Consider the following 22,931-nt stretch of genomic DNA (forward strand, 5'->3'; position numbering starts at 1 on the left):
CCTCTACAAACGGGGCGTCAGGCCATCGGCCAGGGCCAGGCGGCTGGCCCGCCAGGCCGGTAGCAGGCCAGCCAGCAGGCAGGTGGCGACGATGGCGGCGAGCAGCTGCAGTTCGTCGGTGCTAGGCGCGAGCGATCGCAGGACGATGCCCCAGTTCTGGGCCAGCCAGGGGCACAGTGCCCAACTGGACGCGGTGAGCAGGAGCATGCCGCCTGCGGCGCCGGCCAGGCCGAGCAGCAGGCTTTCGAGCAGGAGCAGGGCGGCGATGTGCGGCAGGCCGGCACCCACGGCGCGCAGGATGGCCAGTTCGCGCCGGCGCTCGCCCAGACCGGCCAGCATGACGGCGAGCAGGCCGGAGAGGCCGAGCGCCAGGATCAGCCAGGACAGGCCGCGTAGCAGTCGTTCGCCGAAATCCAGGCTTTGCCAGAGCTGGTCGAGCACGACGCCGGGCAGTACCGCCTGCAGCGCTTCGTCCTTGAAGGCGGCGATCTTGCGCTGCAGGCCGAAGACGGCGGTGCGCTGGTGCAGGCCGACCAGAAAAGCGGTGATGTCGCGTGGTGTCAGGTCGAACTTGCCGACCTGGTCGGGCGGGATGTCCACGCCCGGCAGCGGCATGCCGCCCTGCCAGTCGAGATGGATGGCCGCGAGGGCTTCGAGATTGACGTGCACCGTGCGGTCCACCGGCGTGCCGGTCGGTGCCAGGATGCCGACGACGGTGAAGGGCTTGTCGGCATGTTCCAGGCCCGGCAGCGGGCCGCTGCCATGGCTGAGAACGAGGCGCGTGCCGAGCCGGTAGGCGAGTTTTTGCGCCACCTCGGCCCCGACGACCGCTTCGAAAATCCCATCGCGCCCGGCAGCGAATGGGCGTCCGGTGGCGAAGGCGAGCGCTGTCTGCAGTCCGTAGCGGAAGTGGGTGAAGTAGTCGCCGTTGGTGCCGAGTACCGGGTAGCCGCGGTGCGAGTCGCCGAGCGAGAGCGGGATGGTCCAGGCGACGGCGGGGTGGGCGGCGATCCGGCGGTAGCTGTCCCAGCCGATGTTGTTGCTTGCCTCGCCAAGGTGGAAGACGGAATAGAGCACCAGTTGCAGCGGGCTGCCGCGGGCGCCGACGATCAGGTCAGTGCCGGAGACGGACTGGGCAAAACTCTCGCGGGCATCGTGGCGCAGGCGTTCGACGGCGAGCATCAGCGTGCTGGCCAGGACGATGGCGAGCAGCGTCAGTCCCAGCGTCGCCCGGCGGTTCCAGGCGCTGGCCCAGGCCAGTGGCAACAGGAATCTCCAGGCTTTCATGCGGCCAGCTCCAGACAGTCGTCGAAATGTGCCGCCAGCCCCAGATCGTGGCTGACGAAGACGACGGCGCTGCCGTTGGCGCGCGCTTCGTCGAGCAGCAGGTCGATGAAGGCGGCCTGGCGGGCGGCGTCGAGGGCCGAGGTCGGCTCGTCGGCGACGAGAATTTCCGGCTTGCCAATCAGCGCCCGCGCCGCCGCAACGCGCTGCTGCTGGCCGACGGAGAGCGCATGGGCCGGGCGGCCATGCAGTTCGGGGGCAATGTCCAGGCGGGCGAGCAGCGCGCGGGCGGTGACCGAGGCGTTGCCGGCCTGCTCGGCGCGCCTGGCCGAAAAGCGGCAGGGCAGTAGCACGTTGTCGAGCACCGACAGGTAGGGAATCAGGTTGAACTGCTGGAAGACGAAGCCGATATGGTCGGCGCGGAAGGCATCGCGGTGGCCGGAAGCGAAATCCGAGAAAGGCTGGCCGAGCAGTTCGATGCGGCCGGCCTGCGGCGTCAGGACGCCGCCGATCAGATTGAGCAGGGTGCTTTTGCCGCTGCCGCTCGGGCCGTGTAAAAACAGGCTTTTTCCGTCGTGCACCGCAAGCATGGGCAGATGCAGGGCGAAGCCGTCGCCTTGCGGCCAGCGGAATGCGAGATCGCGGATGAGCAGGGCAGGGCTTGGCATCACCAGGCGAAGCTTGGCTGTTGCGGTGTCAGGCGGCCCGATTTCTGTCCGGTCGGGCCGACGAAATCGACCTTGATCAGTTTCAGCCGGGGAAACTCGGCAAAGAGCCGAATTTCGACGGCGCGCAAGGCGACAGGCCTAGCGCATTGCCAGCGGTAGTCGGCGTCGAGGTCGAGATGCCCGGCAGCGGCCTTAGCGGAAAAGATGGCCGATTCGACCTCGGCCGGCCTGGCCGTACAACCCGCTGCAGCCGGCAGCTGGAACAGGTGCTCGGGGGCTTCCAGCGTCGTCTTCATGGCCTGCATCGCCTGCTTCTCCGCCGGCGTGCGCGGCGCTCGTTCGAAACCGAGCAGGCCGTCGAGGGGCGATTCCAGGTGGATGCTCAGGTTGTCGCCATCGACGGCGATCTCCAGCCGGGCTTCGCCATGCACATGGGCGGGGGCGGCGAATGCCGGCGCGTTGAGGGCGAGGGCCAGGGTGAGGGCGATAAGGCGCATGGTGACTCTCCTGTCAGTTGTCCCAGCCGGCATCGAAGGCGACCAGCACTCGTGGTGGCTGGGCGACGCTCGGCGAACGATGGACGATGCCGCGCCCGCCGTTGTCTTGCCACAGGCTGCCCTTGAGCAGCGCGACGGTGAAGGGTTCAATGCTGTCGATCCGATGGCCGGCGAGCAGCAGGCCGGAGCTTTCGTCCGGCTTGCCGCCCGAGGCGGCGCCAAGGAAGCGGTGATCGACAAAGGCGTCCTCGACCCACTCGGTGCCCGGGCCGCGATAGGTGCACAGCATGCGGATGCCGACGCGATCGACATGCAGGCGGGGACACATGGCCTGGCGAACGACTTCGAGGCGGACGCCAACGGTGGGCGCGTCGAGCAGTTCGCCGAGCATTTCGGCGAGCAGGGTCAGGTCGTCGGCCAGCGCGTCGCGCCCGGGGCCGGGTGGCAGGCGGGCGAGGTCGGGTGTCCGGCCCGGCGGCAAGGTCTGGCGGAAACCGCTGCCGAGGTCGTCGGCGTGCCTATCCAGCCAGGCGGAAATCAGCGTATCGACCGGCCGTCGCCATTGGGCCAGCTGGATGCCCGGCTCGAAAATCCGGGGCAGTGTGAGCGCATCGTCGCTGATGGCGGCACAACTCGTGGCTTTCGGCGGCAGGGGAGCGTTCATGGTCGGGCCTCGGTTTTTGGGCAAAATGGGTTGTGCACCGCAGCAGTCAAGGCTGGCAGGCCAGCGCCTGGCTGCGGCAGGTCGAACGGAGTTGTCGTGCATGCCAGGCGACCTGGCCGGAAACGACGGTCGTCGCGACGCGGCTGCGAAAGCGCCGGCCGGCATCGATTTCCTCAACGGCGCTAACGGCGATGCCTGGCGCGATCTTGTCGATGCGGCCATGACGGACCAGCAGGTCGCCCTCGAAGATTCGGCCTTCATTGACCAGGCGGGCGTTGCGGATGCGCGGGGTGTTCATGCGAGTCTCGTCGGGTGTTTGGCGATCTGGGCTGGTTGCGCTGCCATAAGCGCTTCAGTCGGCCTTCGGCATCAGCAAGAAAGAAAAGCTGGCGGCGTACTGGACGAGATCGGCATCCTCGCCGACAGACGGGGTTTCGTGTTTGACGTAAATGACGTTCAGACCCTGATTGGCCACCTTGAGTCTCACCTTTCCATGGCGGTCGGTGGATACGGTCAGCCCGTCCGGATCGTTGGCAAAGTCCGGGGCAACCTTGGCGCCGGCGAGCGGCTTGCCGTTGAACAGGACGCGCAGTGTGATGGCGTCGCCCTTCTGCTGTGGCAGGGTCGGCCGCACAGGCAGGATTTGCAGCGGGTGATCCGGCAAGGCATGCAGCGGCGCGCTCAAGTCGCGCGTCTGATGAATCGCCAGCTTGATGTAGCGACCGCTCTTTCTGGCGTTGGCGACCTCGCTCCTGCTCTTGGCCAACCACTTGCCGTCGCTGCCCTGCGTGTAATAACCATTATCGAGAATGCCCGCCACCACGGCTGGGTTCGCCGTGCGGTCGACCAGCAGCAGGTAGTCGGTCTTGATGAGCTGGCTAGGCACGGGCTGACCGGAGGCATCGTAGCCGGCGAGGGGCCGAATCCTGTCGAACTTGGTAACGATGGGGTCGTCTTTGCCACCGTCGCCGTAAATCATCGCCAGTTCGCCGGCACGCTGGGCGAACCAGATGCCGTGGGCGCTGGCGCTCGTGCTGAAGACAAGCGCGCCAAGCAGGGAAAAAAGGGTGAAAAGATGGGCTTTTGTTTTCATCGGAATTCGCTTTAAAAGTAAGAAGTCCAGCCGCCCGCCTGCTGCCGTTTGTAATCGGCAAAACGGCGGCAAAGCGGATAGAGGGCTGGAAGCAGCAGCGCAGCCATGAGCCAGATCTGCCAGACGGCATTGAAGCCAAAGCGTTCGCCCTGCGTGGCGCCGAATACCGCGGTCAAGGCGAGGTAAAGCCCGCGCAGCACGTAGAGATGGAGGACGTAGAAGAACATCGGCACGCGGCCCAGCGTCTGGAAAAACGCCCAGGGACGCCCTTTCTCCAGCCTGGCGAGGAGCAACAGCGCCAGACCGAGCGTGAAGAGCACGAAGAGGAAGGAGGGCGGGTATTTGGTGACGTTCAGCCAGGCCATTGCTTCGCCCAGCAAACTCGCGGCGGGGGCTCGGGGGTGATCGCCATAGACGTTGAGCCCGCGTAAGGCGACAAACAGGGCGAGCATGCCGATCCCCGCGCGCGTGAGCCAAAGCTGGCGTTCCTTCGGGGCGGTGGCCCGGCTGTACAGCGGCCCGCTGGCGTAGCCGAGAAGGATGATGCCGATCCACGGCAGCAGTGGATAAGAGGTACGCGCCTTCAGGCCTTCGGCCAGCCAGTTCAGCTCGATGATCGAACGGTCATGCAGGATGGCCCAGAGCGGATACGCCGCCTGCTCCGGCAGGAAATGAATCCCGTCCAGCAGATGATGGCCGGCGACGATCGCGATTCCCAGCAGCCACTGCCCGTTGCGTGGCAGCCAGAGAAGCGCTGCCAAGGCCAGCATGGATAGACCGATTGCCCAGATGACCTGCAGATACAGCATTTTGGGCAGCAGCGGAAAGGACCATGCCAGGTTGATCAGCGTCAGCTCCAGCACAATCAGGAAGATTCCGCGCGTGGCAAGGTAACGGCTGGTTTCACGCCGCTCATCCCGATCCTGTGCGGCCATCTTCTGGCCATAGCACCAGGCACCCAAACCGGTCAGAAAGACGAAGACCGGTGCACAGAAGTGGCTCGCCAGGCGGGTAAAAAAGAGGGCCGGCGCGGTCGTATCCAGGTTCATCGGATCGACCACCTGATGGTGCAGGTAGAAATACTCGCGCACGTGGTCGAGCAGCATCAGCGCCATCGCCACCCCGCGCAGGGTGTCGATGGCTGCGATGCGTTGCGTCTGGCTGGCCGTTTGCATCAGAACTTGGCTTGCATGCCCAGGGTGATGGTGCGCGGTGCGCCAGGGGTGATCCAGTACACGTCGTAGGAGCTGGCGTAGTAGGTCTTGTCGAACAGGTTGTCGATGTCCAGCGAGAAGCGCAGGGTCTTGTTCGGCTTCCAGTAGGCCATCGTGCGTACCGTCGTGTAGCCCGGCAGTTCGAAGCTGTCGATGCTGTTGCCGGCACGCTTGCCGACATAGGTCGCACCGGCGCCGAAGCCGTAGCGGCCGGCGCTGAAGCCGTCCTCGTACATGGCCAGGGCGCTGCCGCTGTGCTTCGGCACGTTGATCAGGCGGGCGCCGACCAGTGCAGCGTTGCTGTCCTTGGTGATTTCGGCATCGATGAAGGCGTAGTTGGCCAGGACGCGGATCTTGTCCGTGATCTGCCCGGAGAAGTCGAACTCGACGCCGCGGCTGCGCGCTTCGCCGGCGGCGATAGAGAAGCCGGCGTTGGCCGGGTCGTTGGTCAGCACGTTCTTCTTGTCGATTTCGAAAACCGATACGGTGCCGCCATAGCGCTTGTTCAGCGCCTCGTACTTGAGGCCGATTTCCTTCGACTTGCCGCGCTCGGGGTCAAACGAGCCGCCGGCCGCGTCGACGCCGTTGTTGGCGCGGAAGGATTCGCTGGCCAGTGCGTAAACCGACAGCGTCGGCGTGGCCAGCCAGGACAGGCCAAGGCGCGGCGTCGTCACGTTGTGTTCCTGCTCGCTACGCACACCGGTGCTGCGATTGTCGATTTCCTGGCGGAAACGGTCGTGGCGCAGGCCGACGAGTAAGCGCCAGTCGGTGGCGAAGGCGATCTGGTCCTGCAGGAAAAATCCCGTGTTGTTCTGGGTTTCCAGCGTATTGGTCGGTGTCGTATTCAGCGCCAGGGGCGTCTGACCATAGACCGGGTCGTAGATGTTCAGGCCGTAGGTTGTCGTCGAACGGCCGCGCTTCATCACCTGATCGAGTTCGAAGCGATAGCTGTCGATACCCGCCAGCACCTCGTGCTTCAGCCAGCCGGTGGCGAACTTGCCATGCACTTCGCCCTGGAAGGCGAGGTCGTTCGAGCTGTAGTCGCGGTAACGCCGCTCGCGTTCGATCACCGGGGCGCCGGCCGTGGTCCAGCGAACGCTGCCCGCCGTGCGCGGACTGGCCTCGGTCGAATAGCCCTCCAGGCTGGTCGTCCGGTAGGCCAGGCCGGCCTTGGCCTTCCAGTCGCTGGAAAACTCGTGCTCGACGGTCAGGTTGTGGGTCTTGTTGTCGATCGTGATGTCGCCATCGTTCGGTTCGCCCAGGAAACGGTCGCGCGGGACGCTGCCGACCTGGCCGTTGATGGCGATGACGCCACGGTCCATCGGCGCTTTCTGGCGGATCGCCTCGAAGTCGTAATTGACCACGGTGCTGGGTGAGAGCAGCCAGGTGAAGGACGGCGCGATCAGGTAGCGCTGACTGTCGACATGGTCGCGGAAACTGCCCTTGTCTTCGTAGGCCATGTTCAGGCGGTAGGCCAGGGTATCGCTGATCGGGCCGGTGGAATCGATGCTTGTCCGGTAGGTGTCGTAGCTGCCGGCATAGACCTCGACGGCATGGCCGGTCTTGAACTGCGGTTTCTTGGTCACGATGTTGAGGATGCCGCCCGGCTCGCTGCCGCCGTAGAGCGCCGAGGCCGGCCCCTTGATCACTTCCAGGCGTTCGACGTTGGCCATGTCGCGCGGTGCGTTGTAGCCGCGATTGCCGGCAAACCCGTTGCGCAGGAAGTTGGCGCCGGTATCTGGATTGCCGGCGAAGCCGCGAATCGAGAAGTTGTCCCACAAACCGCCGAAACTGTTCTGGCGATTGACGCCGCTGACGTAATCGTAGGCTTCTTCGAGGCGCACGGCGCCGATGTCGTCGATGGCCTGGCGCGGCACCACGCGCACCGCCTGCGGTACTTCGCGCAAGGGCGTCTCGGCGCGGGCAACACCGGCCTCGTCGCTGTAATAGCTTTGGCCCTCGCTGCGGCCGACGACCTGGACTTTGCCCAGTTGCGCTTCCTGTGCCTGGGCCGGAAAAGCGAAGGCGGCCAGCAGGGCGAGTTGCAGGGCGGGATATTTCAGTTGGGATGCGTGCATTGCTTTCCTCGTTAGAGACTTGTACTTATTGGGTGGTTGTAAAGGGTCGTGGATCAGCCGGTGGTCTTGGCTTCGCCGACATCGCGCACGCCGCAGAACATGGCGAAGGCCTGCTCGATCATGGCTTGCGGAATGTCGCGGACGATGAAGACGAGGCGGCTCTTGCGGTCGTTGTATGGTGCTTCGGCCGGCCAGTCGTCGATTCGGCTGTAGGGGTACATGACGTGTTGGACGCATTGCACGATGCGCGGCTTGTGGTCACCGACGACATTGAGCAGGCCCTTGATGCGCAGGATGCGGTCGCCCATCGTTTCCAGCAGCGTCGCCACGGCGTCGGCGAAGAAGACCCATTGCAGCGGTTCGTCGAAAGTCAGGGCAAAGCTGTAAACGTGCGCGTCGTGGCGGTCGACATCGTGGTGATGGTGATGATGCCCGTGCGCCTTGCGGCGTTCCTCGCGCACCTTTTCCTCGGCCAGCCAGCCGGCGACATCGGGAGTCTTGCTGCCCGGGTCATAGAGACCGCAATGGGTCAGCGAAGCCACGGCGACCTCGCCACGATGCACGTAAATCTGGGCGGCTGCCGGGTTGAGGCGGCTCAGCGTGCGGCTGACTTCGGCCAGATGCGCCTTGTCCGCCAGGTCGCATTTGCTCAGTAACAAGCGGTCGGCCATCGCCACCTGCTTGACCGGCTCGGGATGGTTGGCCAGTTGGGTCAGGATGTGGGTGCTGTCGACCACGGTGACCACGCCGTCGGTGCGGTAACGCTCGGCGATGAAGAAGTCCTCCATCAATGTGTAGATCACCGGTGCCGGATCGGCCAGGCCGGTGGTTTCGATGATCACGCGGTTGATCGGCGGCAATTCGCGGCGCAGGCTGCGCATGAAGAGTTCCTTCAGGCTCTTTTCCAGGTCGCTGCGCACCGTGCAGCAGATGCAGCCGGATTCGAGCATGACCAGGTCTTCGTCGATCTTGGTGACCAGATGATGGTCCACAGCCACGCTGCCGAACTCGTTGATCAGCACGGCAGTGCGCTCCATCTCCGGCTGGGTCAGCAGGTGGTTGAGCAAGGTCGTCTTGCCGGCACCGAGAAAGCCGGTGAGCAGGGTGACGGGGATGCGGCGGTCCGCCGAAAGAGAAGGGGTCATGGTCTGGGCAAAGGCGGAGGTTCGTTCAGGTCGCTGCAATAACTGCGACGGATAAAGTCCGTTACAAAGACGCAATGTTATAACATTGCATTTGTGTAATCCAAGCCCACCGCCCTAAAATCGCGTTCATGACCGATCTACCGACCGATGCCGCCGACCACTGCGAGTCATTTCTCGACAACGTTGCCACCCGCTGCAAGGAGCGTGGCGCGGCGCTGACGCCGATTCGGCGCGATGTGCTGGCGCTGCTCTATGCCAGTCCGAACGGGCTCAAAGCCTACGACCTGCTGGCCAAGGTCAAGGAAGCGCGCAGCAATGCCACGCCGCCGACCGTCTACCGGGCGCTTGATTTCCTGATCGAGCAGGGGTTGGTGCACAAGATCGGGCGCATCAACCAGTTCGTCGCCTGTCGCCATGATTCGCACTGCCTGCCCAGCCTCTTCCTGGTCTGCCCGCGTTGCGGCAAGGTTAGCGAACTGCACGACCACAGTCTGATGCAGGCGCTGATGAACAGCATCGGCCAGGCCGGCCACCAGCTGGACAGCCCGGAAGTCGAAATCACGGCCATCTGTCCGGCCTGTGCCGCTGCCTGAGTCCGGGCAGACTCAGGCCAAAACCTTCACGCACTGCGGCCTTTCGCCCGCAAGGCCTATCAGCGAGCCAGAGGCTTTTTCGGCAGAGCCGGAAAAGCGGCGGCCTCGCTCAGCCAATCGCACACTGCTGCGGTGCACGGCCCGAAATGGGCAAAAACCGAACTGCCGTTACGCAGGGTTACCGGCCGTCAAGCACAGGTGCTGGCGAGCCGGCTAGACTGCGGGGAATCCATTCGCCCGCCAAACAGCCATGACCCGCCGCCTCAAACGCCTGCTGACGCCGCCTTTCATCTTGTTCGCGGCCTTTTTGTTGTGGTTCTGGGAATGGATGTGGGCGCCGCTCGAACGGCTGATGGCGCGCCTCGGGCAATTGCCCGGGCTGCGTCGGCTCGAAGGCTGGATCGCCCGTGCGCCGCGCTACCTGGCGCTGGGCTGCTTCATCATTCCCGGCGCAGTGCTGTTGCCCTTCAAGGTGGCCGGACTCTATTTCATTGCCCACGGTGCGCCTGTTTTCGGGCTGGCCACCTTCCTCGCTGCCAAGGTCGTCGGCACCGCGCTGGTGGCGCGCATCTTCACGCTGACTAAGCCGCAGCTGCTGCAAATCGGCTGGTTCGCCCGTGCCTACGCGGCGGTGACAGCCTTCCGCGACCGCGTGTTCGCCGCCTTGCATGCGCATCCGCTCTACCGCCGCAGCCGTGCTGCGCTTGACGCCTGGCGCGTGCATCTGCGCAAGGTGCGCCGCGGTTTGCGCTATCACCTCGCGCGCCGCTGGAAGGCGGTCTATCGCCTGACCTTGAGGCGCGGCCGGCTGACCTGCTGTTAAGCCACGCCGAGCCCGCCCATGCGCTGGGCCGATTGGGTGATGGCCAAGACGCAGGGGTGGGTGACGCGGCGCTCGACCGAGATGGCGTAGTAGTTGGCGGTGACCTCCGTCGTGCGACCGACGACGGCAAGCTGGCCATCGGCGACAAATTCCTCCTCGACGACACTGGGCACCGGAAACACCCCCTTGCCGGCGCGGCCGAAGGCGGCCATCAGGGCGGTGTCGTCGAACTCGCCGACGATGCGCGGGCGGATGCGCTTGCGTTCCAGCCAGGGCTCCAGCGCGCTGCGGATGGCCGAATCCTCGCCCGGTAGCAGTACGGGCAGGGCGCCCAGGCAGGCCGGGAAGGGCAGCGTTGCGCCACCGATCAGACCCGGGGCAGCGAGAAAACTGAGCCCCGATTCCAGCAATTGGTGGTTGTAGGCGCGCACGCTGTAGGAGGGCGGCAGCGGGCCGTCGGAAATGACCAGGTCAAGCTGGTGCACGGCCAGCTGGCCGAGCAGGCGGTCGAGTTGCCATTCGCGGCAGACGATGCGGGTCGGCTGCTCGCCTTCGATGGCCGGCTGGAGCAGGCGATAGGCCAGCGATTTGGGCACGGCATCCGAGACGCCAACGCGGAATTCGGTCGGCCGGCCCTGCGGGTGGTGCTTGATGACGCTTTCCAATTCGGCGCTCAAGGCGAACATCTCGTCAGCGTAGTCGAGCGCCAGCTTGCCAGCCTCGGTCAGCACCAGCGAGCGCCCCTGTTTGGCGAAGAGCTGCGTGCCCAGGCTGTCTTCGAGCAGGCCGATCTGGCCGCTCAGGGTTTGCGGCGTGACGTTGATCGACTCGGCCGCCCGTGCCACGCTGCCGGCCCGTGCCACCTTCCAGAAGTAGTAAAGATGCTTGTGGTTCATAAGCGTCGAAAAATTCGATGTATTTTCTGAAATAAATCGAATTTATTTTACATTCATCCTAAGCTAAGGTACCTGCCATTTTTCCGCTCACCCCACCTGGTACGCCCATGCTCGCCACTCTCGTCGCCGTCTTCGTCGTTGCCTACGCTGCCATCGCGCTGGAACACCCGCTCAAGATCAACAAATCCGCTTCCGCCCTGGTCGGTGCCGGGCTGTTGTGGACCATCTATGCGCTGTCCACCGGCGATCATCATCTGGTCAGCGAACAGTTGGGCGAATCGCTGATGGGTACCGCGCAGATCGTCTTCTTCCTGATGGGCGCCATGGCCATCGTCGAGGTGGTCGATGCGCACAACGGCTTCGAGGTCATCACCCAGCGCATCCGCACCACCAAGCTGTCATCGCTGATGTGGCTGGTCGGCTTCGTCACCTTCTTCCTCAGTTCAGTGCTCGACAACCTGACCACCACCATCGTCATGATTTCACTGATGCGCAAGCTGCTGGCCAAGCATGAGGATCGCCTGTTCTTCGCCGGCATCATCATCATTGCCGCCAACTCGGGCGGCGCCTGGTCGCCGATCGGCGACGTGACGACCACCATGCTGTGGATCGGCGGTCAGATCACGGCGCTCAATATCATCGAGTCGGTGCTGCTACCGGCGCTGGTCAGCATGGTCATTCCGCTCGCCATCACCGCCTTCGTGCTGCGTGGCAAATCGGTCGAGTCGCCGGTTGGCGGTGCCAGCGAGCATGGCATCAAGACCACCGAGTTCGAGCGCAACCTGATGTTCTTCATGGGCATCGGCATCCTCGTTGCCGTGCCGGCCTTCAAAACAATCACTCACCTGCCGCCCTTCATGGGCATCCTGTTCGGCCTTGGCCTGCTGTGGCTGGTCGGCGATCTCGTCCATCGCAAGAAGGAAGACGAATTCAAGCACCACCTGACGCTGGTGCATGCGCTGTCGCGCATCGACATGAGCTCGCTCGTCTTCTTCGTCGGCATCCTGCTCGCCGTTGCTACGCTGGAACACACGCACATCCTGTCGTCGCTGGCCGGCTGGCTGAACGCCACGGTCGGGCGCATCGACGTCATCGTGCTGATCATCGGCGTGGTCAGCGCCATCGTCGACAACGTGCCGCTGGTGGCTGCCTCCATGGGCATGTACAGCCTGGGCGAATTCCCGGCCGATCACTTCCTGTGGCAGTTCCTCGCCTACTGCGCCGGCACCGGCGGTTCCATCCTGATCATCGGCTCGGCCGCCGGCGTGGCGGCCATGGGCCTGGAGAGGATTCACTTCTTCTGGTACGTGAAAAAGATCAGCGGCCTCGCCCTGATCGGTTATCTGGCCGGGGCGGGCACCTATCTGCTGCAACACCAGCTCATGAGCTGACTGCTGCGGTGCACCGCCCTAGGAGGCAAAAAAACGACGCCGCTCCGGAACTATTGCGCTTTCCTATCGTACGAATTGCACATCACAATTTGGCTAGTGTATTGACGTTGCCTAAGATAATCTCGTTAGTTGATTGAATGTCTTTATCGAGGAGAGAGCAAATGGCAAACCAAGGAACCACCCCGAACAACGCCGGCCAATGCCCGGTCATGCATGGCGGCGCCACGTCGTCCGACCAGTCGCCGATGGCCTGGTGGCCCAATGCGCTGAACCTGGACATCCTGCACCAGCACGATAGCAAGACCAACCCGATGGGCGCCGGCTTCAACTACCGCGAAGAGTTGAAGAAGCTCGACGTCGAAGCCCTCAAGAAAGACCTCAAGGCCCTGATGACCGACAGCCAGGAATGGTGGCCGGCTGACTGGGGCCACTACGGCGGCCTGATGATCCGCATGGCCTGGCACTCGGCCGGCACCTACCGCATTGCCGACGGCCGGGGCGGTGGCGGCACCGGCAACCAGCGTTTCGCGCCGCTCAACTCCTGGCCCGATAACGGCAACCTCGACAAGGCACGCCGCCTGTTGTGGCCGATCAAGAAAAAATACGGCAACAAGATCAGCTGGGCCGACTTGATGATCCTAGCCGGCAACATGGCCTACGAATCGATGGGCTTGAAGACCTTCGGCTTCGCTTTCGGCCGTGAAGACATCTGGCATCCGGAAAAGGACATCTACTGGGGTTCCGAGAAACAATGGCTGGCGCCGACCGGCAGCGAAGGCAGCCGCTACTCCGGCCAACGCGATTTGGAAAACCCGCTCGCCGCCGTGATGATGGGCCTGATCTACGTGAATCCGGAAGGCGTGGACGGCCAGCCCGACCCGCTCAAGACCGCGCAGGACATGCGCGTCACTTTCGCCCGCATGGCCATGAACGACGAAGAAACCGTTGCCCTCACGGCCGGTGGCCACACCGTCGGCAAGGCACACGGCAACGGCAGCGCGGCCAATCTCGGCCCAGCCCCGGAAGGCGCCAACATCGAAGAGCAGGGCATGGGCTGGATCAATCACAACAGCCGCGGCATCGGCCGCGACACCGTGACCAGCGGCATCGAAGGTGCCTGGACCACCCACCCGACGCAATGGGACAACGGCTACTTCAAGCTGCTCTTCAAGTACGACTGGTGGTTGCAAAAGTCGCCGGCCGGCGCGCACCAGTGGGAGCCGATCAACATCGCCGAAGAAGACATGCCGGTCGATGTCGAAGACCCGAGCATCCGCTGCAAGCCGATGATGACCGACGCCGACATGGCGCTGAAGTTCGACCCGGCCTACCGCCAGATCGCCGAGCGCTTCCGCGACGACCAGGCCTACTTCGAGCAGGTCTTCGCCCGCGCCTGGTTCAAGCTGACCCACCGCGACATGGGCCCGAAAGCCCGCTACTTCGGTCCGGACGTGCCCAAGGAAGACCTCATCTGGCAAGACCCGATCCCCGCCGGTCGCAAGGATTACGACGTGGCCGCCGTCAAGGCCAAGATCGCCGCCGCCGGCCTGAGCATTGGCGAAATGGTCGCCACCGCCTGGGACAGCGCCCGTACCTATCGCGGCTCCGACAAGCGCGGCGGTGCCAACGGCGCACGCATCCGCCTCGCCCCGCAGAAGGATTGGGAAGGCAACGAGCCGGCCCGTCTGGCCAAGGCGCTTGCCGTCTATGAAAAGATCGCCGCCGACACCGGCGCCAGCATCGCCGACGTCATCGTCCTCGCCGGCAATGTTGGGGTCGAGCAGGCCGCCAAGGCTGCCGGCTTCGCCGTCGAAGTACCTTTCGCACCGGGCCGCGGCGATGCCACGCAAGCGATGACCGACGTCGAATCCTTCGCCGTGCTCGAACCGCTGGCCGACGGTTTCCGCAACTGGCAGAAGACACACTACGTGGTGACGCCGGAAGAAATGATGCTCGACCGCGCCCAGCTCATGCGCCTCACCGCCAGCGAAATGACCGTTTTGGTCGGCGGTTTGCGCGTCCTCGGTGCCAACTACGGCGGCAGCCCGCACGGCGTCTTCACCGACCGCGTCGGTGCCCTGAGCAACGACTTCTTCGTCAATCTGACCGACATGGCCTACACGTGGAAACCGACCGGCCGCAACAGCTACGCCATCGTCGAGCGGAAGAGCGGCGCCACCAAATGGACCGCCACCCGCGCCGATCTGGTCTTCGGCTCCAACTCCGTGCTGCGCGCCTACGCCGAGGTCTACGCCCAGGACGACAACCAGGAGAAGTTCGTCAAAGACTTCATCGCCGCCTGGACCAAGGTGATGAACGCGGATCGGTTCGATCTGGTTTGATGCGGTAATCGCCCCGAACTGCGAGGGATCGCGGGGAGGGGGTAAGAAAAGCCCGGCGCTGTGCGTCGGGCTTTTTACTAGGCTGGGTGTGCAGAATAGGGGGGCTGCGGTGCACTAATGAAAACGGGTAAAAACCGAAGTTGAATTACCGGGCGCAGAGCCTGTTTTAAGCGTTAGTAAAGGCCTGTTGCCTACTAGTTCTGACGCCATGCCAACGTAGATCGAGTGTCGCCTTTGTTTTAGCCGAAAAAAAGCCGAGCATACCGCCCGGCCTTGGTCGCTGTTCTCTGTTTATGGGTTGGAGTGTGCTGTGTGCAGTATCTCAACTTCTTCGTGTTCCCACTGAGCTACGACTTCCGATATTAGTCGAGCCTTTTCATGGGTGTCGGGGGCATGCTGGTGGGCTTCCTTGAACTCATCCAGTGCCTGATGAACGGCTTCAGCCTTCGAGTGTGCGTGAGGCATAGAACTTCTCTTTCCTAGCGAAATGCTGCATTGCGACAATCTCATGCTAGGCCTGCAGCATGCGATTTTCAATTATTTTTGAAACAAATTAATGCGTTGCACAATAGAAAAAGCCTGGGGTTCCCCTGCCTTCCTTGTTTTTGCAATTGGATTTAGCGTGTGCTCTGCGTACTCAATCCAAGGTACTGGGTACTGATCGCTCAAAATTTAGCTTGGGTATCGTTCGCTATAGACGAAGTTACACAAGCTAAAGGGGGCAGAGAGAATTCTGTTTCTGAACCGTGGAGCGCTGTATATCGAGCCCTCCCATCTGCTGTGGTGCACCGCCCATTTAGGGCAAAAACCAAATATAAACGTGGTTCGTCTCCGTTTATCCCGTTGGAAATGGGTTGGCCCCGGAGGATTTCCGGTGACTCTATCTAGCGATCCGAGAAAGAACCTGATCCGCTCAGTCGGATGAACCGAGTTGGGCGAATTGCTCGCGTAGCCGGTCCAGCGTCGCGGGTTCGCCGCGCAGCTGGAAATAGGCGCCTTCTTCTTCCGAGCGTTCGGAGAGCACGACGCAATTGGCGTAGATGTCCTTGCGCAGTTGCTGGGCCGACCAGGGCAGGAAGAGTTCGGTCTCGACCACGCCTTGCTGAAAGAAGGCGATGATCTGGAGGCGCAGCGCGGCCACGTCTTCTGGGCGCCGGGCGCTCATCACGACGCAATCCGGGTATTGCGCCCGCAGGGCCGCTTCGCGTTCGGCCTGGGCGGTGGCGTCGCCCACGTGATCGATCTTGTTGAAGACGCGAAGGCGCGGCACGGCGTCGGCGCCGATTTCGGCCAGCACCTTGTCGGTGACTTCCAGTTGGCGCTCGAAGCCTGGATCGCTGGCGTCGATTACGTGGAGCAGCAGCGCGGCGTCCAGCGCTTCGTCCAGCGTCGATTTGAACGAGGCGACAAGGCCGTGCGGCAGGTTCTTGATGAAGCCGACCGTATCGCTGACCAGCACGCGCGGCACGCTTTCCGGGTAAAGCGTGCGCACGGTCGTGTCGAGGGTGGCGAAAAGCTTGTTGGCGACCAGCACTTCACTCCCGGTCAGCGCCCGCATCAGGGTCGACTTGCCGGCATTGGTGTAGCCGACGAGCGCCACGCTGCTCAGGCCCTGGCGTTCCTGGCGCCGGGCGCGCTGGGTCTTGCGCTCGGCTTCCAGGGCGACAATTTCGAGTTGCAGTTCGGCGATGCGGTCGCGGATCTTGCGGCGGTCCATCTCGGTGGCCGATTCGCCGGCCCCGCGCCCGCCCACGCCGCTGCGTTGCCGCCCCTGCGGCCCGGCCAGCTTGGCTGCCTCGCGCAAGCGCGGCGCCATGTAGCCGAGGCGGGCGATTTCAACCTGCGCCTTGGTAGCGCGGGAGCGGGCATTGCGGTGGAAGATCTCGAGGATGACCATGGTGCGGTCCATCACCTCGCAACCGGCATCGATCTCCAGGTTGCGCGCCTGCGAGGGCGAGATTTCATGGTCGACGAAGATGGCCGAGATATCGTAGGCCCCGGAATTGGCGACTACCGGAGTGAGGCCGTCCACATCCTCGAATTCGGTTTCGTAATCGATGAATCGGCGGATTTCCTGACGTTTGCCGATGCCCAGGTAGCCCGTCGTGTCGAAGGCGGTCCGCTTCTGGATAAAGGTATGCACGACCACGTAGCCCAGCGTTTTGGCCAGCTCGCGCAGTTCGGCCAGCGAGGCTTCGAACTCGATGTCGCTGACCGTCGGGAGCTGTACCGCCGCCACAACCGCGTAAAGGGGCTTTTCGTTGATCTCTATCTGCATTGGTGACGGCTTTTCATGGGCAAAGGCGGATAGTACCCGGCTAGCGACGACTTGACCCAACGAACTGGCCGCGAAGCCATTGCGATGGAGCGCTGGCAGGTAGCGCACAAGCGATATGCAGCGCTACAAGCGGCTCACTCACCTTGCTGCGGTGCACTGCTCATTTTGGCCAAAAACCAATATTCCACCAGCCCAACTGGGCGCCATGTCGCTGTTGGCAGCTCAGCCAAAAATGTCGTCGTACTTCTGCCATGTTTGACGATTGTCAGTGTTTCTATCGTCTCAATGCTTTTATACTTGCTGACACAATAATTTCTGCGACGCACCCCAATGCTGCTGAAACTCCGCCAGATGCTGGCTTTTTGTTGCCTCTGCCTCTCCTTGCAGGCGAGCGGGCGCGAGGGGGCGACGGTTCATGTGGCGGTGCTCGATGGTTCGCCGCCGATGTCATACCGCAACAGCGCGGGCGAGATCACGGGTTTCAGCATGGCGATCATGCGGGCCTTGTGCGAGGAAATGAAGATCAATTGCCAGTACCGTGTGGTGTCGCTGGATCGCATTTTGAGCGTGCTGGAAAGCGGCGAATGCGACATGTCGGCGGCCGCGCTGCTCGATACGCCGGAGCGGCGGGCGCGGGTGTTGTTGAGCCGGCCGATCTTTCGTTCGCGGTCCATCTGGTTTGCCAAGCCCGGTTTGGCACCGGGCAATGCCAAGGCTTTGGTGGCGGTAGTGCGTTCGTCGGCGCAGGAGCGCTATGCGGAGAAACAGGGCTGGAAGACGGTTTCGGTATTGAGCAACCAACTGATTTCGCCGGCACTCGAATCGGGCTTGGCCGATGCGGCGCTGGTGCCGATGCCGACGGCGTTGGGCATGATGATGCCGGCTTCGTTCCAGAACATGGGTTTGGTCATGCAGGTGATGGATGACCCGGCACTGGGCGGCGATGCCAGCTTTCCGGTGGCGCCACGCCGGCCGGAACTGAAGCAGGCGCTGGATGCGGCCATCGAGCAGATCAAGCGCGACGGTCGTTACGACCGGATCAATTCCGAATTTCTGCCTTTCCGGGTCGAGTGATGCACGATACGGTGAAGCCTGAACAGAAGGCGGTGGCGCAGGGTTTGACGACCAGCCGCGCCTTCGGTGTGTTGATGCTGGTGTTCGGCACGCTCTTCCTGATCGGGCTCGGCCTCCTGGCGATCGATCAGCAGCGGGTGAGCGATACCGCCAGCGAGATGCAGAACGAGACCATGCCGAAGATGATCCGCTATCAGCGGCTGGCGCGGAATATCGAGCAGATTCGCCAGGAGGGCGAGCGGGTGATCGCCGCCGAGTCGCCGCAGGCGCGGGCGCAGTCCTTGAGCTTGCTCAATCTCATCGTCAGCCACCCGAGCGTCCGCGAGCACAAGCAGGCGGCAGAGTTGAGCGAGCAGTGCCAGACTTTCCTGATCGATGTGGTCAAGCGGGCGGAAGGGCGTAGCGCCGTTGGTCCGGCCGACAAGGAGGCATGGCGGGCCTTGTCGAACCGGCTGGGTTTTCTGGTAGACGACATCTTCCTCGAGAGCGCCAATTTCGTCGGCGAGGAAGTTTCGGTGGTGTCGCAGAGCATGCACCAGGCGCGCGCCAAGCTGATCATGGTGCTGTCGGTGGTGGCCATGGCCTTGGTGCTGCTCTCCTGGCTGCTCGGGCGCCTGTTGATCCGCCCACTGCGTCAGCTGGGCCGTGAGCTCTCGGCATTGAACAGCGAACGCCGTGCGCCGCAATTCAATCCATCGCCGCTCAGTGAAATCAGCGCCTTGCAATCGGCCGTCGGCGAACTGCACAAGTTGTTGCGGCAGAAGGAAGAGGAGCGCGTCGCCTCGGAAAAGCTGGCCTACGAGACGGCCGAGGCGGCCAAGCGCGTGCAGCGGATTTTCCTGGACAACATCAGCCACGAACTGCGTACGCCGATGAACGGCATCATGGGCATGACGCACCTTGCCCTGCGCCGCGTTTCCGACCCCAAGGCGCAGGAGCAGTTGACCACGGCGATGGGCTCGGCCAAGCAGTTGCTGCGCCTGATCGAAGACTTGATCGACATGTCGCAGCTCGAAGCCAAGCGCCTGGATTTGCGCGTTTCGCGCTTTTCCGTCGACAAGCTGCTGACGGGCGTGGCGCTCTACCTGGAGCCACTGGCGAGCAAGAAGGGCCTGCAACTGCAAACCGTGGTTGCACCAGAATTGCTCGGCGTGGAGTTGGCCGGCGATAGCGGCCGGCTGGAGCAGATTCTCAAGCACCTCGGCACCAATGCGCTGAAATTCACCGAAAAGGGCGGCGCCACGCTGACGGCCGAAGTGCTGGGCGAGAGCGATGCCAGCCTGCAACTACGCTTTGCCGTGCGCGACACCGGCTGTGGAATCGCCGAATCGCTGCGCTCGCGCTTGTTTACGCTCTTCGAGCAGGGTGACGGTAGCACCACACGCAAGCATGGCGGCACCGGCCTCGGCCTGGCGCTGTGCAGGCAGCTGGTCGAAACGATGGCCGGCGAGATCGGCGTCGATAGCAACGAGGACGAGGGCAGTACCTTCTGGTTCAAAGTGAGGCTGGCTCGTTCGGTTGAGCAGGAGAGCGCGGCGGCGTCTGGCGCGGAGCAAAAAACCGCACTTTAAGCACCGCCCGCGCGCTGCTGCGGTGCACTGCCCATTTTGGCCAAAAACCAATCTGGCATTGGCGCCGACTGCCGTTATCATTCTGCCTTCAGCGAACCTCCTACCCGAGGCTTCGCGGCCGTTGGCGACGGCGGTTTCATTTCCCATCAAACACTGAGGAGGCCAGGCAATGTCACAAGGTCAGATGATCGAATTCAAGCGTCCCGACGGTTCGAATTGCGCGGGCTATTTTGCGGCGGCGGGCAAGGACAAGCCGAGCATCGTGGTGATCCAGGAATGGTGGGGGCTGAACAGCCAGATTCGCAGCGTGGCCGAGCGCTTTGCCGCGGCCGGCTACAACGCGCTGGCGCCGGATCTGTACAAGGGCCGCGTGGCGCAGGATGCCGACGAGGCCAGTCACATGATGAACGGGCTGGATTTCCCCGGCGCCACTTTCCAGGATATTCGCGGTGCGGTGAGCTATCTGCAGGCCGCCGGCAACGGCAAGGTGGCGGTGCTGGGCTTCTGCATGGGCGGCGCGCTGACCGTGGCGAGCGCTGTGCATCTGCCGGAGATCGACGCCGCCGTGTGCTTCTACGGCATTCCGCCGAAGGAATTCGCCGACCCGGCCAATATCCGCGTGCCTTTCCAGGGCCACTTCGCGACGCGCGACGATTGGTGCACGCCGGCCGCCGTGGCCGCGCTCGAAGCCGCCATGCAGGCGCACGGTCAGCAGCCGGAAAACTACCACTACGAGGCTGACCACGCCTTCTTCAACAAGCTGCGCCCCGAGGTGTACAACGAGGCGGCGGCCGAGCTGGCCTGGTCGCGCAGCCTCGATTTCCTGGCGCGCAAGCTGTAAGGCGCATGCGGGCCAGTCGCTGCGAGCAGGTCGCCATTCGCGGCCTGCGCTACAACGTCCGCCATTGGGGCGAGGCGGGCGCGCCCGTCCTCTTCCTGTTGCATGGCTGGATGGATGCCTCGGCTACCTTCCAGTTCGTCGTCGATTCGCTGCAGCGCGACTGGCACCTGATCGCGCCCGACTGGCGCGGTTACGGCGAAAGCGAATGGCTGGGCCGGCCCTACTGGTTTCCCGATTACTACGCCGATCTCGATGCGCTGCTCAATCACTATTCGCCCGATCAAGCGGCGAACGTGGTCGGCCACAGCATGGGGGCCAACATCGCGGCGACCTACGCCGGCGTGCGCCCCGAGCGCATCGCGCGCCTGGTCATGCTCGATTTTCTCGGCCTCAAGCCGGCGCCGGGCAACGATGCACCGAGCGTCATCGGCCGCTGGCTGGATGAAATCGCCGAACCGCCGCGCCTGCGCATCTATCCCGACCAAGTGGCCCTGGCGCGCCGCCTGCTGGCGGTCAATCCGCGCCTGACCCGCGAGCGGGCCGAGTTTCTCGCCGAGTTCGTCGGCCGCCCAGCGCCGGAAGGTGGCCACGAAATGGCCTGCGACCCCTGGCACAAGGTCGCCGCACCGGCGGTCTATCGCATCGAGGATGCGCTGGCGGCGTGGGAGAAAGTCACCGCCCCGGTCATGCTGGTCAATGCCGAAAAGGGCTTCGTCAATCAACGCTTCGGCCGCGACACCGAGGAATTCTGGCGCCGCGCCAAGCATTTCCGCGACCTGCGCGTCGAATGGGTAGCCGATGCCGGCCACAACCTGCAACACGATCAGCCGGAAGCGGTGGCGGGGCTGATCGAGAGCTTTTTCGAAATTGCTGCTCGCTAAGCTCTGATTCGCATCGGCACTGACCGACTTGAATCGAACCTTTGGCGACCCCCGATTGCGCTGGTGGCGGAACGGAAGCTTAGCGGTGACGCTGCCGTGAGCTGGACGGTGCGCGACCTTCGATGTGGCGGAACGTGATCCGCCCTTTGCTCAGGTCATAAGGGGACATTTCGAGGGAGACCTTGTCGCCGGCAAGAACGCGAATATGGTTCTTGCGCATCTTGCCGCCACTGTAGGCGACCAACATGTGCCCATTCTCCAAAGTGACACGGAAACGCGTATCAGGTAGCACTTCCATCACAACGCCTTGCATTTCGATGAGGTCTTCTTTTGCCACGGTTGATTCTCCAAAGTCGGGGCATGGGGCAAGCCCGTATGGAACATGGGCTTGGATTAATGTGTTTCAGATGGGGCTACACGACGCATTCAGCGTCGTAGTAGGTTGGTCATTCAACAGGCGCAAAACCATAGTAAGAACCGTAGGCCGATGGTTCCGGCGCGTAGGCGGCCACCTTGATTGCATCCGCCAGGGTGACCTTGTTGGTCAGCCCGTCTATCCCGCCAGCCTCTCTCAACCATCGCTCCTCGACCTGCTTTTCAGTCAGGCCATTGAGGCTGATGTTCTGGTCGAATCGTTCCGAGCGGTATTCAAATGCCATGTCGTGAGCGATGAACAGCGTATGTGGGCAGGCGGTAATCAGGGTCTCGTCAATCGGATCGCCCCCCATGACTCGGGTGCCGCAGAAGGGGCAATGGACCGGGGTGTAATAGAAAGTCTTCAGTTCGGTACGCTGGATGGCCTGCGTCATGCTGTACTCCATGTCTTGTGAAAATTCTGGGTTGGATTGCTGATTGCCGACCCGTTGTTGGTGTCTTGTTGCTGGGCGAATCGATAGCAATGAAGAGGCCGAGTGGGAAAGTCCGGCCAATTTGCCGACCACGCCATTGATGCCACGGCCGAATCGCCGCCAGGCGTTGCCGCAGGGCAAGATGGAAATGCTAAATTCAGCGCACAGCCGTTTGGCTCGTGCTCGTTGATCGTTTGGTGCTTTGCCGGGGAGCGGTAGTTTCCGATCCGGGCACTCCGTACAGGCAGGGCAAGCCGACGGGAAAAAACTGGCTACCAGATCATCCGGTAGCCAGAGAGTACGCCAGAAGAATCAGGCGATCTGGATATTGCTGGCTTGTTTGCCCTTGGGGCCGGTGGTGATGTCGAAACTCACCCGTTGACCTTCAGTCAAGGTCTTGAAGCCATGGGATTGAATTGCGGAAAAGTGAGCGAAGAGATCTTCGCCGCCGCCTTCGGGAGTAATGAAGCCAAAACCCTTGGAATCGTTAAACCACTTGACGCTACCTGTTGCCATATCTTGAATCTCCGAAAAATTACGGGGCGGATTGCCCCTGGGTGGGGCGAGATCAAGAGGGCGAGGCAAAAATGGGGGAATGGCGCCGTAGAGCTACGGGTACTAGACCGACAAGATAACAACACAACTAGAAATCGCTGCAGTGCACAATACGCGCCATCCGATCAAACAGCAAACTAAATTTGAATTTTCTTATTGTTTCTTGGCTGGCTGCACCAATCGTCCTGGCTTGAA

General features: G+C 63.0%; 22 protein-coding genes. 8 read left to right on the plus strand and 14 right to left on the minus strand.

The genetic code is table 11. The features are described from left to right. Positions 1-3 precede the first annotated feature (3 nt). From WIF35_RS01375 to WIF35_RS01415, 9 genes are read right to left on the minus strand one after another with little or no spacing between them, the layout of a single operon-like run. Positions 4-1,287 carry an ABC transporter permease gene (locus WIF35_RS01375; protein WP_412479777.1) on the minus strand — a complete coding sequence of 428 codons (1,284 nt, stop codon included), beginning with the start codon at positions 1,285-1,287 and terminating at the stop codon, positions 4-6. Further along, complete coding sequence (locus WIF35_RS01380; protein WP_412479778.1) at positions 1,284-1,952, minus strand: ABC transporter ATP-binding protein; 669 nt, start codon at positions 1,950-1,952, stop codon at positions 1,284-1,286. The genes WIF35_RS01375 and WIF35_RS01380 overlap by 4 nt, the downstream gene beginning before the upstream one ends. Beyond that, the gene (locus WIF35_RS01385; RefSeq protein WP_412479779.1) at positions 1,952-2,449 is read right to left on the minus strand and encodes a DUF2796 domain-containing protein; all 498 of its coding nucleotides are present in this window, start codon (positions 2,447-2,449) and stop codon (positions 1,952-1,954) included. The genes WIF35_RS01380 and WIF35_RS01385 overlap by 1 nt, the downstream gene beginning before the upstream one ends. Positions 2,450-2,462: 13 nt before the next feature. Then, positions 2,463-3,113, minus strand: coding sequence for a DUF1826 domain-containing protein (locus WIF35_RS01390; RefSeq protein ID WP_412479780.1), 651 nt, complete (start codon positions 3,111-3,113; stop codon positions 2,463-2,465). A 46-nt stretch (positions 3,114-3,159) separates the two neighbouring features. Next, positions 3,160-3,411 (minus strand): hypothetical protein, encoded by a 252-nt coding sequence (locus tag WIF35_RS01395; RefSeq protein ID WP_412479781.1) that lies wholly within the window; start codon positions 3,409-3,411, stop codon positions 3,160-3,162. A 54-nt stretch (positions 3,412-3,465) separates the two neighbouring features. Continuing rightward, the gene (locus WIF35_RS01400) at positions 3,466-4,206 is read right to left on the minus strand and encodes a DUF4198 domain-containing protein (protein ID WP_412479782.1); all 741 of its coding nucleotides are present in this window, start codon (positions 4,204-4,206) and stop codon (positions 3,466-3,468) included. Positions 4,207-4,217: 11 nt separating this feature from the next. Beyond that, positions 4,218-5,381: a DUF1624 domain-containing protein gene (locus tag WIF35_RS01405; RefSeq protein ID WP_412479783.1), complete on the minus strand. Its 1,164-nt coding sequence runs from the start codon at positions 5,379-5,381 to the stop codon at positions 4,218-4,220. Beyond that, positions 5,381-7,498: a TonB-dependent siderophore receptor gene (locus tag WIF35_RS01410; protein WP_412479784.1), complete on the minus strand. Its 2,118-nt coding sequence runs from the start codon at positions 7,496-7,498 to the stop codon at positions 5,381-5,383. The genes WIF35_RS01405 and WIF35_RS01410 overlap by 1 nt, the downstream gene beginning before the upstream one ends. 53 nt (positions 7,499-7,551) lie before the next feature. Next, positions 7,552-8,643 carry a CobW family GTP-binding protein gene (locus WIF35_RS01415; RefSeq protein ID WP_412479785.1) on the minus strand — a complete coding sequence of 364 codons (1,092 nt, stop codon included), beginning with the start codon at positions 8,641-8,643 and terminating at the stop codon, positions 7,552-7,554. 128 nt (positions 8,644-8,771) lie between these two features. Here WIF35_RS01415 and WIF35_RS01420 point away from each other — a divergent pair, with 128 nt between their 5' ends. Both WIF35_RS01420 and WIF35_RS01425 read left to right on the plus strand, forming a co-directional pair. Beyond that, positions 8,772-9,236: a Fur family transcriptional regulator gene (locus WIF35_RS01420; protein WP_412479786.1), complete on the plus strand. Its 465-nt coding sequence runs from the start codon at positions 8,772-8,774 to the stop codon at positions 9,234-9,236. A gap of 250 nt (positions 9,237-9,486) precedes the next feature. After that, positions 9,487-10,059, plus strand: coding sequence for a hypothetical protein (locus WIF35_RS01425; RefSeq protein ID WP_412479787.1), 573 nt, complete (start codon positions 9,487-9,489; stop codon positions 10,057-10,059). Here the strand turns inward: WIF35_RS01425 and nhaR are convergent. Beyond that, entirely contained in the window at positions 10,056-10,955 is a 900-nt protein-coding gene (gene nhaR, locus WIF35_RS01430) for a transcriptional activator NhaR (RefSeq protein ID WP_412479788.1), read from the minus strand. The genes WIF35_RS01425 and nhaR overlap by 4 nt on opposite strands. A 107-nt stretch (positions 10,956-11,062) precedes the next feature. Between nhaR and nhaD the strand changes: the two genes are divergently transcribed. Beyond that, on the plus strand, positions 11,063-12,346 hold the full coding sequence (nhaD, locus tag WIF35_RS01435; RefSeq protein ID WP_412479789.1) for a sodium:proton antiporter NhaD: 1,284 nt from the start codon (positions 11,063-11,065) through the stop codon (positions 12,344-12,346). Positions 12,347-12,507: 161 nt separating this feature from the next. Continuing rightward, positions 12,508-14,688, plus strand: coding sequence for a catalase/peroxidase HPI (katG, locus tag WIF35_RS01440; RefSeq protein WP_412479790.1), 2,181 nt, complete (start codon positions 12,508-12,510; stop codon positions 14,686-14,688). 913 nt (positions 14,689-15,601) lie between these two features. On the opposite strand, the gene hflX is transcribed toward katG, so the two are convergent. Further along, a complete protein-coding gene (gene hflX, locus WIF35_RS01445) occupies positions 15,602-16,966 on the minus strand; it encodes a GTPase HflX (protein ID WP_412479791.1) in 1,365 nt (454 codons plus the stop codon). 330 nt (positions 16,967-17,296) lie between these two features. On the opposite strand from hflX, the gene WIF35_RS01450 reads away from it, so the two are divergent. The 4 genes from WIF35_RS01450 (at position 17,297) to WIF35_RS01465 (ending at position 21,333) form a co-directional block, all read left to right on the plus strand. Then, positions 17,297-18,040: a substrate-binding periplasmic protein gene (locus tag WIF35_RS01450; protein ID WP_412479792.1), complete on the plus strand. Its 744-nt coding sequence runs from the start codon at positions 17,297-17,299 to the stop codon at positions 18,038-18,040. Beyond that, positions 18,040-19,611, plus strand: coding sequence for a sensor histidine kinase (locus WIF35_RS01455; RefSeq protein WP_412479793.1), 1,572 nt, complete (start codon positions 18,040-18,042; stop codon positions 19,609-19,611). Before WIF35_RS01450 ends, WIF35_RS01455 begins: the two co-directional genes overlap by 1 nt. Before the next feature lie 169 nt (positions 19,612-19,780). Beyond that, a complete protein-coding gene (locus WIF35_RS01460) occupies positions 19,781-20,452 on the plus strand; it encodes a dienelactone hydrolase family protein (RefSeq protein WP_412479794.1) in 672 nt (223 codons plus the stop codon). A gap of 5 nt (positions 20,453-20,457) precedes the next feature. Continuing rightward, the gene (locus tag WIF35_RS01465) at positions 20,458-21,333 is read left to right on the plus strand and encodes an alpha/beta fold hydrolase (RefSeq protein ID WP_412479795.1); all 876 of its coding nucleotides are present in this window, start codon (positions 20,458-20,460) and stop codon (positions 21,331-21,333) included. A gap of 79 nt (positions 21,334-21,412) precedes the next feature. Here the strand turns inward: WIF35_RS01465 and infA are convergent, their stop codons facing one another. The 3 genes from infA to WIF35_RS01480 form a co-directional block, all read right to left on the minus strand. Beyond that, positions 21,413-21,670 carry a translation initiation factor IF-1 gene (gene infA / locus WIF35_RS01470; RefSeq protein ID WP_412479796.1) on the minus strand — a complete coding sequence of 86 codons (258 nt, stop codon included), beginning with the start codon at positions 21,668-21,670 and terminating at the stop codon, positions 21,413-21,415. A 109-nt stretch (positions 21,671-21,779) separates the two neighbouring features. Then, positions 21,780-22,142 (minus strand): hypothetical protein, encoded by a 363-nt coding sequence (locus tag WIF35_RS01475; protein ID WP_412479797.1) that lies wholly within the window; start codon positions 22,140-22,142, stop codon positions 21,780-21,782. Between the two features lie 351 nt (positions 22,143-22,493). Further along, the gene (locus tag WIF35_RS01480) at positions 22,494-22,697 is read right to left on the minus strand and encodes a cold-shock protein (RefSeq protein WP_412479798.1); all 204 of its coding nucleotides are present in this window, start codon (positions 22,695-22,697) and stop codon (positions 22,494-22,496) included. Between the last annotated feature and the right edge of the window lie 234 nt (positions 22,698-22,931).

This window comes from Azonexus sp. IMCC34839, assembly GCF_047047955.1.
GTDB lineage: Bacteria > Pseudomonadota > Gammaproteobacteria > Burkholderiales > Rhodocyclaceae > Azonexus.

Coding starts and splice junctions, on each gene's coding strand:
- WIF35_RS01375 (WP_412479777.1), bottom strand. CDS start 1,287: ATGAAAGCCTGGAGATTCCTGTTGCCACTGGCCTGGGCCAGCGCCTGG.
- WIF35_RS01380 (WP_412479778.1), bottom strand. CDS start 1,952: ATGCCAAGCCCTGCCCTGCTCATCCGCGATCTCGCATTCCGCTGGCCG.
- WIF35_RS01385 (WP_412479779.1), bottom strand. CDS start 2,449: ATGCGCCTTATCGCCCTCACCCTGGCCCTCGCCCTCAACGCGCCGGCA.
- WIF35_RS01390 (WP_412479780.1), bottom strand. CDS start 3,113: ATGAACGCTCCCCTGCCGCCGAAAGCCACGAGTTGTGCCGCCATCAGC.
- WIF35_RS01395 (WP_412479781.1), bottom strand. CDS start 3,411: ATGAACACCCCGCGCATCCGCAACGCCCGCCTGGTCAATGAAGGCCGA.
- WIF35_RS01400 (WP_412479782.1), bottom strand. CDS start 4,206: ATGAAAACAAAAGCCCATCTTTTCACCCTTTTTTCCCTGCTTGGCGCG.
- WIF35_RS01405 (WP_412479783.1), bottom strand. CDS start 5,381: ATGCAAACGGCCAGCCAGACGCAACGCATCGCAGCCATCGACACCCTG.
- WIF35_RS01410 (WP_412479784.1), bottom strand. CDS start 7,498: ATGCACGCATCCCAACTGAAATATCCCGCCCTGCAACTCGCCCTGCTG.
- WIF35_RS01415 (WP_412479785.1), bottom strand. CDS start 8,643: ATGACCCCTTCTCTTTCGGCGGACCGCCGCATCCCCGTCACCCTGCTC.
- WIF35_RS01420 (WP_412479786.1), top strand. CDS start 8,772: ATGACCGATCTACCGACCGATGCCGCCGACCACTGCGAGTCATTTCTC.
- WIF35_RS01425 (WP_412479787.1), top strand. CDS start 9,487: ATGACCCGCCGCCTCAAACGCCTGCTGACGCCGCCTTTCATCTTGTTC.
- nhaR (WP_412479788.1), bottom strand. CDS start 10,955: ATGAACCACAAGCATCTTTACTACTTCTGGAAGGTGGCACGGGCCGGC.
- nhaD (WP_412479789.1), top strand. CDS start 11,063: ATGCTCGCCACTCTCGTCGCCGTCTTCGTCGTTGCCTACGCTGCCATC.
- katG (WP_412479790.1), top strand. CDS start 12,508: ATGGCAAACCAAGGAACCACCCCGAACAACGCCGGCCAATGCCCGGTC.
- hflX (WP_412479791.1), bottom strand. CDS start 16,966: ATGCAGATAGAGATCAACGAAAAGCCCCTTTACGCGGTTGTGGCGGCG.
- WIF35_RS01450 (WP_412479792.1), top strand. CDS start 17,297: ATGCTGCTGAAACTCCGCCAGATGCTGGCTTTTTGTTGCCTCTGCCTC.
- WIF35_RS01455 (WP_412479793.1), top strand. CDS start 18,040: ATGCACGATACGGTGAAGCCTGAACAGAAGGCGGTGGCGCAGGGTTTG.
- WIF35_RS01460 (WP_412479794.1), top strand. CDS start 19,781: ATGTCACAAGGTCAGATGATCGAATTCAAGCGTCCCGACGGTTCGAAT.
- WIF35_RS01465 (WP_412479795.1), top strand. CDS start 20,458: ATGCGGGCCAGTCGCTGCGAGCAGGTCGCCATTCGCGGCCTGCGCTAC.
- WIF35_RS01475 (WP_412479797.1), bottom strand. CDS start 22,142: ATGACGCAGGCCATCCAGCGTACCGAACTGAAGACTTTCTATTACACC.
- WIF35_RS01480 (WP_412479798.1), bottom strand. CDS start 22,697: ATGGCAACAGGTAGCGTCAAGTGGTTTAACGATTCCAAGGGTTTTGGC.